The sequence below is a fragment of the Glycomyces tritici genome, from assembly GCF_030403505.1.
Genome location: NZ_JAUEMJ010000006.1, coordinates 32,932 through 48,440, shown reverse-complemented (window position 1 = coordinate 48,440; position 15,509 = coordinate 32,932). Strand labels below are relative to the sequence as shown.

At 70.2% G+C, this 15,509-nt stretch carries 17 protein-coding genes; 8 read left to right on the top strand and 9 right to left on the bottom strand.

Features of this window, described 5'->3' with window-relative positions:
* The first annotated feature begins 204 nt into the window (after nucleotides 1-204).
* Nucleotides 205-1,428: a SpoIIE family protein phosphatase gene (locus QWI33_RS19175; RefSeq protein WP_289958762.1), complete on the top strand. Its 1,224-nt coding sequence runs from the start codon at nucleotides 205-207 to the stop codon at nucleotides 1,426-1,428.
* Nucleotides 1,429-1,443: 15 nt separating this feature from the next.
* On the opposite strand, the gene QWI33_RS19170 is transcribed toward QWI33_RS19175, so the two are convergent.
* Nucleotides 1,444-2,388 carry an SAM-dependent methyltransferase gene (locus QWI33_RS19170; protein WP_289958761.1) on the bottom strand — a complete coding sequence of 315 codons (945 nt, stop codon included), beginning with the start codon at nucleotides 2,386-2,388 and terminating at the stop codon, nucleotides 1,444-1,446.
* A gap of 127 nt (nucleotides 2,389-2,515) precedes the next feature.
* Here QWI33_RS19170 and QWI33_RS19165 point away from each other — a divergent pair, with 127 nt between their 5' ends.
* From QWI33_RS19165 to QWI33_RS19135, 7 genes are all read left to right on the top strand, one after another.
* Nucleotides 2,516-3,418: a Rossmann-like and DUF2520 domain-containing protein gene (locus QWI33_RS19165; RefSeq protein ID WP_289958760.1), complete on the top strand. Its 903-nt coding sequence runs from the start codon at nucleotides 2,516-2,518 to the stop codon at nucleotides 3,416-3,418.
* Nucleotides 3,415-4,272, top strand: coding sequence for a pantoate--beta-alanine ligase (panC, locus tag QWI33_RS19160; RefSeq protein ID WP_289958759.1), 858 nt, complete (start codon nucleotides 3,415-3,417; stop codon nucleotides 4,270-4,272). The genes QWI33_RS19165 and panC overlap by 4 nt, the downstream gene beginning before the upstream one ends.
* Nucleotides 4,269-4,691 (top strand): aspartate 1-decarboxylase, encoded by a 423-nt coding sequence (gene panD / locus QWI33_RS19155; protein ID WP_289958758.1) that lies wholly within the window; start codon nucleotides 4,269-4,271, stop codon nucleotides 4,689-4,691. The genes panC and panD overlap by 4 nt, the downstream gene beginning before the upstream one ends.
* 11 nt (nucleotides 4,692-4,702) lie before the next feature.
* Nucleotides 4,703-6,187 (top strand): S10 family peptidase, encoded by a 1,485-nt coding sequence (locus QWI33_RS19150; RefSeq protein ID WP_289958757.1) that lies wholly within the window; start codon nucleotides 4,703-4,705, stop codon nucleotides 6,185-6,187.
* Between the two features lie 360 nt (nucleotides 6,188-6,547).
* Nucleotides 6,548-8,203, top strand: coding sequence for an L-aspartate oxidase (locus QWI33_RS19145; protein WP_353895519.1), 1,656 nt, complete (start codon nucleotides 6,548-6,550; stop codon nucleotides 8,201-8,203).
* On the top strand, nucleotides 8,200-9,099 hold the full coding sequence (gene nadC / locus QWI33_RS19140) for a carboxylating nicotinate-nucleotide diphosphorylase (protein WP_289958755.1): 900 nt from the start codon (nucleotides 8,200-8,202) through the stop codon (nucleotides 9,097-9,099). Before QWI33_RS19145 ends, nadC begins: the two co-directional genes overlap by 4 nt.
* 3 nt (nucleotides 9,100-9,102) lie before the next feature.
* Nucleotides 9,103-9,864, top strand: a complete 762-nt coding sequence (locus QWI33_RS19135) for a type III pantothenate kinase (RefSeq protein WP_270118170.1) — start codon at nucleotides 9,103-9,105, stop codon at nucleotides 9,862-9,864.
* Nucleotides 9,865-9,900: 36 nt separating this feature from the next.
* Here QWI33_RS19135 and QWI33_RS19130 read toward each other — a convergent pair whose 3' ends face one another.
* The 8 genes from QWI33_RS19130 to QWI33_RS19095 all read right to left on the bottom strand — a co-directional run bounded on the left by QWI33_RS19130 (nucleotide 9,901) and on the right by QWI33_RS19095 (nucleotide 15,496).
* A complete protein-coding gene (locus QWI33_RS19130; protein ID WP_289958754.1) occupies nucleotides 9,901-11,049 on the bottom strand; it encodes a hypothetical protein in 1,149 nt (382 codons plus the stop codon).
* Nucleotides 11,046-11,378 (bottom strand): type VII secretion target, encoded by a 333-nt coding sequence (locus QWI33_RS19125; RefSeq protein ID WP_289958753.1) that lies wholly within the window; start codon nucleotides 11,376-11,378, stop codon nucleotides 11,046-11,048. Before QWI33_RS19125 ends, QWI33_RS19130 begins: the two co-directional genes overlap by 4 nt.
* 4 nt (nucleotides 11,379-11,382) lie before the next feature.
* Nucleotides 11,383-11,709 (bottom strand): YbaB/EbfC family nucleoid-associated protein, encoded by a 327-nt coding sequence (locus QWI33_RS19120; protein WP_289958752.1) that lies wholly within the window; start codon nucleotides 11,707-11,709, stop codon nucleotides 11,383-11,385.
* A gap of 283 nt (nucleotides 11,710-11,992) precedes the next feature.
* Nucleotides 11,993-12,466 carry a hypothetical protein gene (locus QWI33_RS19115; RefSeq protein WP_289958751.1) on the bottom strand — a complete coding sequence of 158 codons (474 nt, stop codon included), beginning with the start codon at nucleotides 12,464-12,466 and terminating at the stop codon, nucleotides 11,993-11,995.
* Nucleotides 12,463-12,987: a prolipoprotein diacylglyceryl transferase gene (locus tag QWI33_RS19110; protein WP_289958750.1), complete on the bottom strand. Its 525-nt coding sequence runs from the start codon at nucleotides 12,985-12,987 to the stop codon at nucleotides 12,463-12,465. The genes QWI33_RS19115 and QWI33_RS19110 overlap by 4 nt, the downstream gene beginning before the upstream one ends.
* Before the next feature lie 2 nt (nucleotides 12,988-12,989).
* The gene (locus tag QWI33_RS19105) at nucleotides 12,990-13,376 is read right to left on the bottom strand and encodes a hypothetical protein (RefSeq protein ID WP_289958749.1); all 387 of its coding nucleotides are present in this window, start codon (nucleotides 13,374-13,376) and stop codon (nucleotides 12,990-12,992) included.
* Nucleotides 13,367-15,034, bottom strand: coding sequence for a hypothetical protein (locus QWI33_RS19100; RefSeq protein WP_289958748.1), 1,668 nt, complete (start codon nucleotides 15,032-15,034; stop codon nucleotides 13,367-13,369). The genes QWI33_RS19105 and QWI33_RS19100 overlap by 10 nt, the downstream gene beginning before the upstream one ends.
* A gap of 213 nt (nucleotides 15,035-15,247) precedes the next feature.
* Complete coding sequence (locus tag QWI33_RS19095; protein WP_289958747.1) at nucleotides 15,248-15,496, bottom strand: hypothetical protein; 249 nt, start codon at nucleotides 15,494-15,496, stop codon at nucleotides 15,248-15,250.
* Nucleotides 15,497-15,509: the final 13 nt, after the last annotated feature.

Sequence of the window (15,509 nt, the reverse complement as noted above, 5' to 3'; positions counted from 1 at the left end):
GCGCTGCCTTGACGCCAACGATTGTCATGTGCGATCGGGCGCTGCGACCTGCAGCGCTCGGTGCGGAGCCGTCGGCGGGCTCCCGGGCCCGCGGGTCTTGAGGCGCATTTCCGTGTTCACCTTTCGCGGCCCCACCAGCGTATACAGTGACGGGAGGGACCGAAGGGCAGGAATGCATCGCCCGGGACGCAGGGGTTGTCTGAAATGACGGATCTGGATTACGTGGCGGTGTTCGCGGCGCTACCGACTCCTTGCGTGGTCATCGACCGGGCCTTCACGATCGTCGCCGCCAACGCGGCCTACATGGCGGCCACCGGCAAGAGCCGCGACGAACTGGTCGGGCGTCCCCTCTTCGACGTCTTCCCCGATCCCGACGCCAGCGGCGAGCGGAACGTCCGGACCTCGCTGAACTGGGTCCTGGAGACCGGGCGGCAGCACACCATGGCCCTGCTGAAGTACGACGTCCCCACCGGGGGGACCCCCGAGTTCGAGGAGCGGTGGTGGTCGCTCATCAACTCGCCGATCGCCGGTCCGAACAACCCGGTCGAATGGATCCTCATCAGGGCGGAGGACGTGACGGCGTTCGTCCAGTCCCACGACTTCCGCCGCCCGTTGCGGGCCGAGGTCCCCTCCGCGGCGATGGCGCGGGAGGCCGAGCTCTTCGAACGGGCCCGCGAGCTCCAGAACCACAATGTGGAGCTGAGCCAGGCCAGCCTGCGCGACCACCAGGTGGCCGTCACGCTCCAGAAGGCCATGCTGCTGACCCCGGACCTCGAGAAGCACGTTGACATCGCGGTGCGGTACCTGCCCGCCACCGAGAGCCTGAACGTCTGCGGCGACTGGTACGACGTGGTCGACCTGTCGGGCGGCCGCTTCGCCGTGGGGGTCGGCGACGTCGTCGGCCACGGCCTCGAGGCCGCCGCGGTCATGGGCATGCTCCGCAGCGTGCTGAACGCCGCCATCCGCGCCCTGGAACGGCCCGCCCACGCCCTCGAAGTCCTCGCCCTGTACGCCCGCTCGATGGAGGGCGCGCTGAACTCCACTTCCGTGGAGGCGCTGGTCGACCCCTCGAGCGGACTGATCATCTACAGCAACTCCGGGCACCCGCCCCCGGCGCTCGTGCACCCGGACGGCCGATGCGACCTGCTGACCCAGGCCCTCGACCCTCCGCTGGGCGCCCGCCCGCAGCACGTCCCCTGCTCGCAGGCCGGGCAGCCCTACGCCGCGGGGGACACCCTCGTGCTCTACTCGGACGGGCTGATCGAACGGCGGGACGAGGACATCGACGCAGGCCTGAACCGGCTCTGCGAGACCCTGGCCCGCCACTGCGACCTCGCCCCGCGGCAGATGGCGGACGTGGTGCTCGACGAGCTCGGGGTGGCGGGCGGCGCGCCCGACGACATCTCCCTCATCATCGCCCGGCTCTGACCGTCGGGCGCGGCGTCATCGCCGCAGATCCGGCCAGCGGTCGGTGCGGAGCCACCAGTGGGCTCCCAGGCCCGCCGGGTCGGTGAGGCGCGCGGCGGCGCCGGCGTGGGCCAGCGCCTGGGCGTAGCCGACCGGGTCCTGGAAGGCCATCGGGAGCGGCGGCAGGGTCGCGTCGAGGCCGAGCCGCAGGAGGGCCTCGCGCTGGGGTTCCAGGTGGTCGCAGGGGACGGCGTCGACCGCCACGTGCGCGGTGACGTCCCTCGTGCCGTCCGGGATCGGCGGGGTCTCGCGGCCGTCCTTGAAGCCGGTCATCGTGCCCGCCTTGGGCCGGTCGTGCCGCAGGTGGCCGTAGTCGACCGCCAGGGCCGTGCCCCGGGTCAGGCGGGCGGTCAGGTTGCGCCACAGGGCTTCGCGGGGCGCGCCGATCTCGGCGCGCTCGCCTTCGGTGAAGATCGGCCACCACTGGGCGAGCCAGGCGTCGTCGGCCTTCGTGACCAGGTCGCCCAGGCGGGTCTCGCCCGCCCCGTTGACCTCCTCGTACCGGGCGCGCCCGCGGGCGTCGACCACCGCGACGTCGCACGGCGCGTTGTCGAGCAGCTCGCACGCGATCAGGAGGCCCTCGATCCGCTCCGGGGGTTCCGCGCGCCATTCGACGCGGCCGGGCAGGTACGGGGGCCTGGGCCGCAGGTCGACCGCGACCAGGCGCACGCGCTCGTCGAGGAGCCCGGCGAGGCGCTCCAGGAGCTCGCCGCCGCCCGCGCCCACGTCCACGACGGTGAAGCCCGCGGGCCGGCCCAGGCCTTCGTCGACCTGGTCGGCGAGCCTCGCGATCGCCTGTGCGAACGCGGGGGTCTGCGCGCTCGTCGCGAAGTGGCGCCCCGGCAGTTCGCGCCGGTAGAAGCCGCCCGGCCCGTACAGGGTCCGAGCCATCGCCTCGCCCCAGCGTTCGAACCCCGTCATGGCCCCGACCATAGTCGGCGAGTGAGAATTGCCACTCAGAGCCTCCCAGGCTGTCGTCAGCATTCCTGCGAAGCACAATTAACGCGTAAGCAATGACCGGTACCTCCATAAGGACTGGATCAGCATCATGGATCAGCAGCGCAGCGCAGCCCCGCAGCGGCCCGCCTCACGGCTCGCCGTCGGGGTCGTCTCCGCAGGCAGGGTCGGCTCCGTCGTCGGAGCGGCCCTCACCCGCGCCGGCCACCGGGTCGTCGCCGCCTCCGCCGTATCCGACGCCTCCCGCGCCCGCGCCGCCCGCCACCTCCCCGGCGCCGAGATCCTCCCCGCCCCGGACGTCGTCGCCGCCTCCGAACTCGTGCTCATCGCCGTTCCGGACGACGCCATCGCCCCGCTCGTGGCCTCCCTGCCCGTCAGGCCGGGCCAGATCTGGGTCCACACCTCCGGCGCGCTCGGCGCCGACGTGCTGCGGCCCGCCCGCGACGCCGGGGCGCTCACCGCCGCCCTGGCCCCCGCGATGACCTTCACCGGCCGCGACGAGGACCTGGAGCGCCTGGCGGGCGTCTCGTGGGCGATCACCGGCGAGGCCGAGGCCCGGTTCGTGGGCGAAGCGCTCGTCCTCGAGATGGGCGGCGACCCCGAGCATGTGGACGAGGCCGACCGCGCCCGCTACCACGCGGCACTCGTCTACGCCGCCAACCACCTCCAGACCCTGGTGAACGACGCGGCCGAGCAGCTGCGCGCCATCGGCGTCGCGAACCCGCAGCGGCTGCTCTCGCCGCTCGTGTCGGCCTCGCTCGACAACGCGCTGCGCCACGGCGACGCCGGGCTCACCGGCCCGGTCTCGCGCGGCGACGCCGGCACTGTGGCCCGCCACCTGGCGGCGCTGGGCGGCACGGGGATCGAGGACGTGTACCGGACGATGGCCCGCCGCACCGCCGAGCGCGCCCTCGCGTCCGGCCGCCTCAAGAGCGCCGACGCCGAAGGGCTGCTCGAAGTCCTGGCGCAACCCGAGAAGGAGGAGACGCCGTGACGGCACCTGGTGTTACAAGGCTCAGCCACACCAAGGCCGACCTGGCCGAGGCCCGCGCGGCCCTGCCCGGGCGCGTCGCCGTCGTCCCCACCATGGGCGCGCTCCACAATGGCCACCGGACGCTCATCGAGCGCGCCAAGGAGATCGCCGATGCGGTGATCGTGACGGTGTTCGTGAACCCGCTGCAGTTCAGGCCGAACGAGGACCTGGACAAGTACCCGCGCACGCTCGACGCCGACCTCGCGATGTGCGAGGCCGAAGGCGTGGACCTGGTGTTCGCGCCGAGCGTCATCGAGATGTACCCGGACGGCCGCGACGGCCTCACCACCGTCCACGCCGGACCGGACGGCGAGATCCTCGAGGGCGCCTCGCGCCCGGGGTTCTTCACCGGCGTGCTCACCGTCGTCTCGAAGCTCTTCCACCTCACCCGGCCCGACGCGGCCCTGTTCGGGGAGAAGGACTTCCAGCAGCTCGCGATGGTCCGCCGCATGGTGCGCGACCTCGACATGGGCATCGACGTCGTCGCCGTCGCGACCGACCGCGAGCCTGACGGCCTCGCCCGCTCCAGCCGCAACGTGTTCCTCTCCGAGGCCGAACGCGCTGCCGCCCTTGCCATCCCGCGCGCCGTCGAGGCGGCGCAGGCCTCCCCCGATCCGCTCGCCGCGGCGCAGAAGACCCTGGCCGCCGAGCCCGGCCTGGACGTCGACTACGTCGTCGTCCGCGCCACCGACCTCGGCGAGGCCCCCGCACAGGGGCCCGCGAGACTGCTCATCGCCGCTAAGGCGGGCACGACCCGCCTGATCGACAACGCCCCCGTTGTTGTGGGACACACCGCTATTGGAGACGCCCGATGATCCGGACCATGTTCAAGTCCAAGATCCACCGCGCTACCGTCACCCAGGCCGACCTCCACTACGTGGGCTCGGTGACCGTGGACGCGGACCTGCTCGACGCCGCCGACATCCTCGACGGCGAGATGGTCGCCATCGTCGACATCACCAACGGCGCCCGCCTCGAGACCTACACGATCGCGGGTGAGCGCGGCACCGGCGTCATCGGCATCAACGGCGCCGCCGCCCGCCTCGTCCAACCGGGCGACCTGGTGATCCTCATCTCCTACGCGCAGATGGAGGACGCCGAGGCGCGCGCGTTCAAACCCACGGTCGTCCACGTGAACGAGCGCAACGAGATCATCGAGGTCAACGCGGACAAGGCGCACCCCGCGCCCGGCACCGCGGGCAACCCTGTGGCGTCGCCACTAGCCGCGCGGTAAGTTCTGTTTTCATGACCGACGAACCGAAGAACGAGGCCGCCGACAACGGCGCCGAGAAGGACGCGAAGCAGGCCGACAAGCCCGCGCCCGCCGACGACCTCAAGACCACCCAGCACACCCTCGGCGACCTCGCCTACACCGCCATCACCGGTCGCATCGTCCTCCACGAGGAGATCACCGAGGACGACAAGTTCAACGGCCGCAAGCCCAAGGCCGAGGTCTCCATCACCTGGTACACCCTCGACGACGCCGACGTCACCCAGCGCCCCGTCACCTTCGCGTTCAACGGCGGCCCCGGCTCCTCCTCGATCTGGCTGCACATGGGCCTCCTCGGCCCCCGCCGCGTCGACTCCGGCGACGCCGGGAGCCTCACCCCGCCGCCCTTCGGCCTCCTCGACAACGAGGAGACCCTGCTGCGCCACACCGACCTGGTCTTCATCGACCCGGTCTCCACCGGCTACTCCCGGGCCGTCGAAGGCGAGAAGGCCAAGGACTACCACGGCTTCTCCAAGGACATCGAGTCCATCAGCGAGCTCATCCGGCTGTGGACGACCCGCAACAACCGCTGGCTCTCGCCGAAGTTCCTCATCGGCGAGTCCTACGGCGGCACCCGCGGCGCCGGCATCGCCGAGTACCTCCAGTCCCGGTTCGGCATGGCGCTCAACGGCGTCATGTTCATCGCCCCCGCGTTCAACACCGAGACCCTCTACCACGCCAGCCGCTCCGAGCTGCCCGACCCGCTGTTCCTCCCCACGTACGCGGCCACCGCCCACTACCACGGACTCCACCCCGACCGCACCCTCGAAGCGGTCGTCGACGAGGCCCGCGCCTACGCCGACGAGTTCCGCGGCATCCTCGCCAAGGGCCAGAACCTCGCCCCCGAGGTGCGCGCCGCCGCCGTCGCCAAGGTCGCCTCGCTCACCGGGGTGAGCGAGGACTACGTCGACCGCGCCAACCTGCGCCTGGAGCACACCCGGTTCTACGCCGAGCTCCTGCGGCACAAGCGCCTCATCACCGGCCGCCTCGACACCCGCTTCACCGGGCCCGCCGACCACTACACGCACGAGCGGATGCCGTACGACCCGTTCCTGGTCGGCACCGACGGCCCGTACTCGGCCGCGCTCCAGTACTACGTGCGCACCGAGCTCGAATACGAGAACGACCACGTGTACGAGCGCCTCTCCCGCGCGGTGCATCCGTGGTCGTACAAGGAGTTCGAGGGCGAGGCCGTCGACGTCATCGGCAAGCTCGGCAACGTCATGCGCCTCAACCCGTTCCTGCAGGTCCACATCGCGATGGGCCGCTACGACGGCGGCGTCCCGATCGAGGCCATCGAGTACACCCTCGACCACCTCGAGATCCCCCTCGCCGACCGCGAGCGGATCGAGACGAAGACCTACCCGGCCGGGCACATGATGTACGTCCACGAGGAGTCGCGCGTCCAGCAGTCCGCCGACCTCGCCGACTTCATCCGACGCTCCACGAACCGGGGCTAGCACCGACATGCACGCGTATCCGGGCCCGGCCGACGCCGCCGCAAGCGGCGAACGCCGGGCCCGGCCGTGCACCGCGCCCATCGACCCGGGCCGCGCAGGCCGATGCACCGGACGCGAGCCGAACGCGGGCACCGCTCCGAGCGCGCCCCCGGCGAAGCGCTCCGGCCGTCCCGACCGGGGCCGCCGCTGGGATCGCCTCCGAACAAGGGGACGCACGCCACACCTGCTTGGCACCCACCGTGCCCGCGGGGGCACAGTTGAGCCGACCGCCGCGCCCATCGGCGGCGCACCCATCGAACGGGCGCCCGGGCCACCGGGCGTCCACCGCTAGAAGGGCAACGGCACGTGTCACCCGCGACCATGCCTCACTCAGTGCCACTGCCGGACCTGCCGCGCCTGCCGCGGCGGATGCGCGCCGCGGCCCCGTCCTGGACCGAGACCACCGACGTGTGCGTCATCGGCTCCGGCGTCGCCGGCCTCACCTGTGCCCTCAACCTGCGCCGGGCCGGATTCCACGTCACCGTCGTCACCAAGGTCCGCATCGACGACGGCTCCACCCGCTGGGCCCAAGGCGGCGTCGCCGCCGTCCTCGACCCCGTCGACACCCCGGAAGCGCACGCCCGCGACACCCAGATCGCCGGCGTCGGCCTCTGCGACCCGGCCGCGGTCGACGTCACCGTCACCGAAGGCCCCGCCCGCATCGCCGACCTCATCCACCTCGGCACCGAGTTCGACCGGCACCCCGACGGCTCACTCCAGCTCACCCGCGAAGGCGGCCACCGCGCCCGCCGCATCGTGCACGCCGGCGGCGACGCCACCGGCGCCGAGATCCAGCGCGCCCTCCACGCCGCGGTCCTGCGCGACCCGTGGATCCGCATCATCGAGCACGCCATGGTCCTCGACCTGCTCACCGACGCCAAGGGCCACACGGCCGGCGTCAGCCTCCACGTCCTCGGCGAAGGCGTCGAGCACGGTGTGGGCGGCGTCGAGGCCCGCGCGGTCGTGCTCGCCACCGGCGGCCTCGGTCAGATCTTCCAGTCCACCACCAACCCCTCGGTGTCCATCGGCGACGGCGTGGCGCTGGCCCTCAGGGCCGGGGCGACCGTGACCGACCTCGAATTCGTCCAGTTCCACCCGACCGCCTTGTTCCTCGAGGGTATCGGCGGGGACCGACAGCCCCTGATCACCGAGGCGATCCGCGGCGAGGGCGCGCACCTGCGCGACTTCACGGGCGACCGGTTCATGGTCGGCGCCCACGAGCTCGCCGAGCTCGCCCCGCGCGACGTCGTCGCCAAGGCCGCCACCGCCCGCATGCGGGCCGAAGGGCAGTCGCACGTCTGGCTGGACGCCCGGCACCTCGGCAAGGAGATGCTGGAGACGCGCTTCCCCACCGTCACCTCGTCCTGCCGCGCGCTGGGCATCGACCCCGTGGTCGACATGATCCCGGTCGCGCCAGCCGCGCACTACTCCTCCGGCGGCGTGCGCACGGACCTGTTCGGCCGCACCAGCGTCCCCGGCCTGTACGCGGCCGGCGAGGCCGCCTGCACGGGCCTGCACGGTGCGAACCGCCTCGCCTCCAACTCGCTGCTCGAGGCGCTCGTGTTCGCGCAGCGCATCGCCGACGACCTCGCCGAGCACAAGCCGAGCCCCGGCGCGGCCGAGGCGCCCGAGGGCGAAGGCGACGTCTGCTCGACGACCTCCCGCGCGCCGATCCAGGAGGCGATGACCTCCGGCGCCGGGGTGCTCCGCTCCGAATCGTCACTGGAGGCCACCGCAGAGTCGCTGACGGCTTTGGGGGACAATGTGTCCGGACGTCCTCGACCGGCCACATGGGAGGCAACCAACCTCCTCACCGTCGCCACCGCGGTCACCGCCGCCGCCCACCGGCGGCGTGAGACCCGGGGGAGCCACTGGCGCGAGGACCACCCGGACGCCGAGGCCGACTGGCTCGGCCACCTCAGTCTCTCCATCAGCGCCGACGGGGAGCTCGAAACCACCTGGGAGCCCATCGCATGAGCCGATTCGCCGAAGCGCCCGGCGGGGCCGGACTGGACGAGCGCCTGCTCGCCCTCCGCCTCGACCCTGAAGACGTGTACGTCGCCGTCCAGGACTACCTGGACGAGGACCTCTCGCACGCCCGCCGCGACGTGACCTCCGAGTCGATCTTCGGACCCGAGCACAAGTCCACTGTGGCGGTCACCGCGCGCGCCGACGGCCTCCTCGCGGGGCTCCCGGTCGCGCACGCGGTCTTCCACGCCATGCCCGGCGACGTCGAGTTCACGTACCTCGCCAAGGAAGGCGCGCGCATCCGCGCCGGGCAGGTCCTCGCCCGCGTCTCCGGCCCCACCCGCTCGCTCCTCGCGGCCGAGCGCACCGCGCTGAACCTGCTCTGCCGCATGTGCGGCGTCGCCACCCACACCCGCCGCTTCGCGGACGTGCTGGCCGACTGGCACACCACCGTCCTCGACACCCGCAAGACCACGCCGGGCCTGCGCGCCCTGGAGAAGTACGCGGTGCGCGCCGGCGGCGGCGACAACAAGCGCATGGGCCTGTACGACGTGGCGATGATCAAGGACAACCACAAGGAGGCGGCCGGCTCGATCAGCGAGGCCTTCGCCGCCGTCCGCTCCGCCGAGCCCGAGATCGACATCCAGGTGGAGGTCGAGTCCCTCGACGAGGCGCTCGAAGCGGTCGCGGCCGGGGCCGTGTTCCTCCTGTGCGACAACATGAGCCCCAAGGAGCTCGCCGAGGTCGTGGAGTCGGTGGGCGACCGGGCGGAGCTCGAGGCGACCGGGCGCATCAGCCTCGACAGCGTGGTCGACTACGCCGCCACGGGCGTCGACTACATCTCGGTCGGCGCGCTCACCCACTCCTCGCCCATTCTGGACATCGGACTCGACTTCGAGGAGTAGACCGTGCTGCTGTGCGTCGACATCGGGAACACCAACACGGTGCTCGCCGTGTTCGAGGGCGAGACCCTCAAGCACTCGTGGCGGATCCGCACGGACCCGCACGCGACCGCCGACGAGCTGGGGCTCACCTTCCGGGCCCTCCTCGACGGCGACGGCGTGGACCTGAGCGGCATCGCCCTGTCGTCCACCGTGCCCCAGCAGGGCGCGGAGGTCGCCAAGATGGTGCAGCGGTACTACCCGCACGCGCACCTCGTGCAGATCGCGCCGGGCATCAAGACGGGTGTGCGCCTGAGCATCGACAACCCGCGCGAGGCCGGCCCGGACCGGATCGCGAACACGCACGCGGCGTTCCACCTGTACGGCGGGCCGTGCATCACCGTGGACTTCGGGACCTCGACGAACATCGACGTCATCTCGGCCACGGGCGACTTCCTCGGCGGCGCCTTCGCGCCCGGCATCGAGATCTCGATCGACGCCCTCGCGTCCCGCGCCGCGAACCTGCTCAAGATCCCGCTCGTCAAACCGCGCAGCGTGATCGGCAAGAACACGGTCGAGTGCCTGCAGTCGGGCATGGTCTACGGCACCGCGGCCCAGGTGGACGGCCTCGTCCGCCGCATCACCGAAGAGCTCGGCACCACGCCGACCGCGGTCGTCGCCACGGGCGGCCTCGCGCCGGTCGTGATCGAGCAGTGCGAGACCGTGACCCACTACGAGCCGAACCTGACCCTCCACGGCCTGAGGATGATCTGGGACCGCAACGTTTGACACGGGGCTCAGGACTCGCACCGCTCCGACCGGGCGTCACTGCTGCGGCTGCTCCTCCTGCTGCGGCTGGGGGTCCTGCGTCGCGGCGGGGGCGCCCTTCATGCCGCCCTTGGCACCGCTCATCGGGTAGCCGCCGATGATCTCGGACAGGCTCCTGCCGCCGGTGACCGAGTGCCCGCCCACGGACGTCGGCGGGATCACCTTGTCCTTGTAGATCGGCCTGAGGCCGCCGGTGCCGGGGATGTTGCCGGAGCCGAACGGGCTTCGCAGCGTGTCGTAGATCGTCTTCTGGTTGGCGCTCTGCGTGTGCGGCATCCTGCCGCCGAGCCCTTTGACGTTCTTGCCCGCGTTGATCAGGGCTTCCTGCTGATCGAGCATCTTGTTGTGCTGGGCGATGTTCTTGCCGGCGCTCTTGACGTACCCCTTCATCCCGAAGTTCGTGACCGCCTTGCCGGCGTCGTCGAGCGAGCCGGCGAGCTGGGGGAACCGGCCCGCGAGCTTGGACATGGCGTTGCCGAGCTTGGCGAAGTGCGTCGAGATCTTGGCGATGAGGACCATCGCGTCCGCGATGACTCCCGAGATCATCGCCGCGAACGACCCGCCGAAGGTGAACCACGAGGCGGCCAGGGCCGCGAGCGCGTACATGATGGCACGCGACACGAACTCGCAGATGAGCTCCAGTACCAGTGCGCGGGTGACCGCGGTCCAGATGCCCATGACCTCCATGTACTTCGCGATGCTCCCGGCGGCGGAGCTCCCGGCCCGGATCGCGGCCTCGAAGTCGGTGATCTTGTCCCGGTAGGCGTCGGCGGCGTCGCCGACCCAGTCGGACACCGTGGCCGCGTCGCCGATGAGGTCGGTGGCCGCCTGGTCCAGCGCGGCCTCGATGTTCTTCCAGGTGTCCTTGGTGGCGTTGATCGAGACGGGGTCGCCCGCCAGCACCTCGAGGAAGTCCCGGAGCGGCCCGACGTGTTCGATGAGGAATCCGACGCCGGCCTTCATGAATCCCATGAGAGGGTTCATGACCATGCCGAGGACGTCCAGGGCCATGACCGTGCCGTTGAGGCCCTTCTCCAGGTCGGTCTCGGAGTTCGCGAGGAGCTGGGCGCTGTGGAGGGCCTTCGCACCGGTGAACGTGCCGGCGCCGGGTACGGCCTTGTCGGGGTCGACGATGAGGTCGTTCATTGCTGCTCCGTCTCGCTGGTGAACTCGTTGAACATGGCGGCGACCTCGCCGTCGTTGTCGTGGTACGCCTCGCCGGTCTGCTTGATCCGGTTGGCGAGCTCCTCGGTGCCCTCCTGAGCTTTTCCGATGGCTTCGGTGGCCTTGCCCGCCAGGTCGGCGGCGCCGCCCGCGAACGGCAGGTTGACGATGCCGAAGTCGAGGAGTTCGCCGAAGCCCTTCTGCTGGGCGGCGTCGAAGGCCTGCGCCACCGGGTCGACCACTTTGGACTTGATGCCTGCGGCGTGCGCTTCGAACGCTTCCGCGGAGGGGATGTCGATGCGGTCCTGCACGCGACTACTCCTCGGGGTGACGGTTCGCGCGGGCCTCTTGGACGATCGCGCTGTCCTCGCCGAAGACATCCGAGAGGGCCTGGGTGGAGTTGCTGCCGGCCTGGATCGCGGCCTTGTCGTAGGTCTCTTTGATCATGGCGGCAAGGGTTCTCGGGGTCAGGGTCTGCGCTTTGCTGCTGAGGTGGATCTCCTGGAGCACGCCGCCGAGGCCGACGGTGATGCGCACCTCGCCGTCCGCGGATCTGGCGGTGGCCGTGGCCGCCCCCAGCGCCTCGTCCAGTGAGGACGCCTTCTCGACCATGGTGGCTATGCGGCTCTCGAACTCCCGCATGAATCCTTCTGGATCTTCGAACACGGAGGGCATGCTTCCACGCGCCTTTCTCGAAACGAGCTTGCAACGGCGTGAACGTAACCGCCCATGGTTACAGGTTGGTGCGCCTCGCGGCCCTTCTGGACGAAGCTGCGGGTTCCGGTCCAGGTGGATCTGGACCTATCCCATCGGATTCTTTATAGAACTGCAACGGCCGCACCGAGATCGCGTGCCGGGACCGCCGAGCGGCCCCGGCACCGGACCGGGCCTGGGGCCGTTGTTGGGCGACCCCAGGCGGCTCCGTTCACTCCTCAGGGCGCCCGAGGATCCAGGTGGTCATGCGCTTCCTTGCGTAGTGGACGAGGTGTTCCGGGTTGGCTCTGAGCCAGTGGTGGCGGCTCAGCTCGTAGGCGAGGGCGGTGTACAGCGCCTGGCTGTGGCGTTGCTCGGCGAGCGGTGCGGCGAGGTGCGGTTCGCCGTACAGCGCGCGGATGACGGCTTCGACACCGAGGTGGTCGGGCGGTGGCATGGTGCTCTTACAGGCGTGCCGGAGCTCGGTCATGAACGCGCCCAGGCGGTCGTAGTCGATCGGGCCTGCCCCGAGCCCGGCCCCGGGCCCGAAGCGGTATTCGAGAACGACTGCGACGGCGGCGAGGAGGTGTTCGGCGGCGATGCCGTGGTCCTTCGCCTGGAACTGCTGCCGGAGTTTCGCGGCGGTGTCGATCTTGCCGGTGACGAGGGCGGTGAGGTGGGTGCGGTGGAGCGCGTCGGGTGTCATGCGTCGGTTCCTTCCTCGGCGGAAGTGGCTGGCACCTGCTCGTGCCTCGCCGGGTTGAGCTCCGGCGAATCGAGGGCTTTGCCGAGGAGATCGTCTCGGGCTTCTTTGACGAGGTCGAAGAGTTCGTCCAGTTCGGAAGCGCTCAGCTTCGGATCGGCGAGTTCATCGATGACGGCCCACATGTAGGCGGCCTGCTCGGTGTGCGGGATCTCGGTGAGCAGGACCGATTCGGCGGTGACGGCCCGGATCATGGCCTCGGCGCGCAGCGCCTCGAATGGACGCTCCGGTCGGTAGTGCTTGTCATGCAGGCGTTTGGTGAGTGCGGCGAGGTCGGCCGGGTCGGGTTCGCAGCCGAGTTCTTCGACCACGAACTGGGTGAAGAGTGTCAGCGTGAACAGCAGGTGGCTCATGCGCTGCTCGTCGCCGATGTGCGCGGCGAGGCGGGCGGTCTCGATGGTGTCGCCGGTGAGGCGCGCGGTGGCGTGGGCGCGGAACAGCGCCGCGCTTTCGGTGTGGTTCATGGTCATCCTTCGCATTCGCGTTGGGCTGCTCGCCATATGTCGGCCGCTGCGCGTTTGAGGGTCGCGGCCTGGCCGGGCTGTCGGGCCCAGTCGAGGTGGTCGAGTTCGGTGACGTGGAGTTCTGTTCTCATGGCATCGCCTGCGGTGCCGTCGAAGCCGGTGAGGAACCCCAGGATCGGGGGCAGATGTTCGGGGAAGGTGATCCACAGTCTCGGGATCGCGTACAGCACCCCGAACTGCACGCGCCTCCCGGCGATCTCCGCTTCGCCAACGGGCGTGAGCCCGCCTGGGTCGATCCCGGTGAACGAGCGGACCGGCAGTGGGATCTCCTTCAGCGCCTGCGCGTATCGGGCCCGGACCTGGTGCGGCGCGAGTCGGCCTACGCCCATGCCGCACCACCGGGCGCGTCGGCACGGGCCATCCGCAGTGGGGGCGCTCCAGTGCGGGCGCGCTGCGCTCCGCGCACCGCACCGGCGAAGCGGGCGGTCCGGGCCGCGAGCACCGCGTGCCGGTCGGGCCGCACCGCCTCGGTCAGCCTGGTGCGTTGGTCGGGAGGCGCCGTGTCGGTGTCGCGTGGCTTGGGTCGGTGGCGGAGGAGCCCGGTGATCAGGCGGATCCCGCGTGCGATCCGTCCGATGGTCGGCCCGCATTCGCGTTCGATCGCGGCCGGCGAGCGGTGGGCTGCGGCGAGATCGGCGGACTTGTCGATGAACCGGTCCCAGGCGTCTTCGCGGAGTTTTTCGAACCGGTGCGGGGGCTCTTCGGGAATGCCGGTCGTACGGCGATCGGCCTGGCGGGGCAGGTGAGGTCGGCGCTGCGGACGGGTCTGCGATGGCGAAGATTCATGGAACGGTTCGCGCGCTTCGGGTTCGGACCGGGACCAGGGTTGAGGACGGGGCGACTGCTGCCGATGCGGACGCTCCTCCGAAACCGCCGACTGCCGAGACGGCGGTTCGGGAGGGTCGGTGTCGTCGCGGCGGTTGTCCTCGCGCGCTTCGCGCTCGCGGGTGGTGCGGGTTCGGCGGTCGTAGAGCGCTTCGGCGTGCTTGGCCCACTCGGCTTTCTCGGGTTCCTCTTCGGTTTCCCACCAGGGGATCGGGTCGGGGAGCTCGTCGCGGCGGTGACGTCCGGTGCGGCGGTCGGGGAACCATTCGGGAGAGCCGAAGGGACCCGGGTCGAGGACGTCGTAAGGCCGGTTGTTGTCGATCAGCCAGTCATCGCCTGGCTTGTGGCGCAGATGCATCGGCTCGTAACGGGGGCTGGACGGGTCGGAGTCGGGTGCGTCCAGGTCGCAGAGATCGGGTCGGGTTTGGTACCGGTAGGCGCCCGGGGTCAACGGGTCGGGGGACCCGTCGGCGAGGTAGGGGCGACGGTTCGCCCAGTCGTAGAAGCCGTCCGCGTCGGCGAACAGGCCGGGGTTCTGCGGGTGCGGGAATGCGCGATTGTGGCGCGGGTCGGGTGAGATCGGACCGGCCTTGCCGGGAGTGAACCCGGGGACGAAGTCGGTGGCGGACTCTGATGTGTGGGAGGGATCGGTGGCGGTGTGCTCTGCGATGAGGTCGGGCCCGCTTGCGACACAGCCTTCTGCAAGGTCGTATCCGCTGGAGACGGGGTTCTCCGCCTGATCGGAGCGGTCGGTGAAGCGCCCGGATCGGTCCGCGCGGAATGCGCCTTGCTGGGAGCGGCCAGATGGACCGGAGTCTTGTGGGCGAGCGTCCGAGTCGGTGGCGGGATCTTCGTCGGCGAGAGCGCGGAGGCGCTTGCGCCACTTGAGGGTGAGGTCCGATTCCGGGCCACGGTCGAAGCCGCCGGCCGGGGCTGGACGGGAGTAGATGGTCGAATCGGCGGTCATGCCGGAGGTGGGTTCACCGGTGGGTTCGATGGTGTGGTCGGGATCGAACCGCCGGGAATGGCTGTTTTCAGGTACGCCGGAATAGCGTATCGTCGTAGACGACACAGAAGGCTCGCTTTCTGTTGTTGGCCGCCCGGTGGAATCAGGATTGGTAGTCGGAGACCACCGGGCGGCGTTTATATTCTGGCCTATCAATCAAGGCTGGTGTGATCTGGATGCTTCGTAACAAGCTCCGTTCGAGACGTAAGAACCTGGCCCGCATGAGATTGCGAGTGCCGGTCCTTCGATGATGACTCACCAAAAACTTACGTGTCAACTTACGACACAAAAGCGTCTAGAAGTTTTTGAAAACATAAGGGGGACAAGGGCAAAGCCCTTGTCCCTTGCCGTCTAAACTCTTGATAGCGACTAGGTTGCGCTACTCCACTGCGTCGCGAGCGCTTCGGCTTCGGCAAGATAAATGTCAAGCTGCGCCTGCATCGGCGCGGACTGGGTGACGATCTTGACGATCGTTGAGATTTGCACGCGATACTGGTCCGCAGCGGCAATGTCATCGGCGAGTTCTTCTTCGCCGTAGAGCGCGCGGATCAACGCCTCTACTGCGAGGAAGTTCATTTTCGGAGTCGCATTGCGGTAGTCGTAACGCATCTCGTTCACAAACTCATCGATC

What these genes read in the sequence shown, in the direction of transcription:
- QWI33_RS19175 (WP_289958762.1), top strand. Translation starts at nt 205, where the DNA reads ATGACGGATCTGGATTACGTGGCGGTGTTCGCGGCGCTACCGACTCCT.
- QWI33_RS19170 (WP_289958761.1), bottom strand. Translation starts at nt 2,388, where the DNA reads ATGACGGGGTTCGAACGCTGGGGCGAGGCGATGGCTCGGACCCTGTAC.
- QWI33_RS19165 (WP_289958760.1), top strand. Translation starts at nt 2,516, where the DNA reads ATGGATCAGCAGCGCAGCGCAGCCCCGCAGCGGCCCGCCTCACGGCTC.
- panD (WP_289958758.1), top strand. Translation starts at nt 4,269, where the DNA reads ATGATCCGGACCATGTTCAAGTCCAAGATCCACCGCGCTACCGTCACC.
- QWI33_RS19150 (WP_289958757.1), top strand. Translation starts at nt 4,703, where the DNA reads ATGACCGACGAACCGAAGAACGAGGCCGCCGACAACGGCGCCGAGAAG.
- QWI33_RS19145 (WP_353895519.1), top strand. Translation starts at nt 6,548, where the DNA reads ATGCCTCACTCAGTGCCACTGCCGGACCTGCCGCGCCTGCCGCGGCGG.
- nadC (WP_289958755.1), top strand. Translation starts at nt 8,200, where the DNA reads ATGAGCCGATTCGCCGAAGCGCCCGGCGGGGCCGGACTGGACGAGCGC.
- QWI33_RS19130 (WP_289958754.1), bottom strand. Translation starts at nt 11,049, where the DNA reads ATGAACGACCTCATCGTCGACCCCGACAAGGCCGTACCCGGCGCCGGC.
- QWI33_RS19120 (WP_289958752.1), bottom strand. Translation starts at nt 11,709, where the DNA reads ATGCGGGAGTTCGAGAGCCGCATAGCCACCATGGTCGAGAAGGCGTCC.
- QWI33_RS19115 (WP_289958751.1), bottom strand. Translation starts at nt 12,466, where the DNA reads ATGACACCCGACGCGCTCCACCGCACCCACCTCACCGCCCTCGTCACC.
- QWI33_RS19110 (WP_289958750.1), bottom strand. Translation starts at nt 12,987, where the DNA reads ATGAACCACACCGAAAGCGCGGCGCTGTTCCGCGCCCACGCCACCGCG.
- QWI33_RS19105 (WP_289958749.1), bottom strand. Translation starts at nt 13,376, where the DNA reads ATGGGCGTAGGCCGACTCGCGCCGCACCAGGTCCGGGCCCGATACGCG.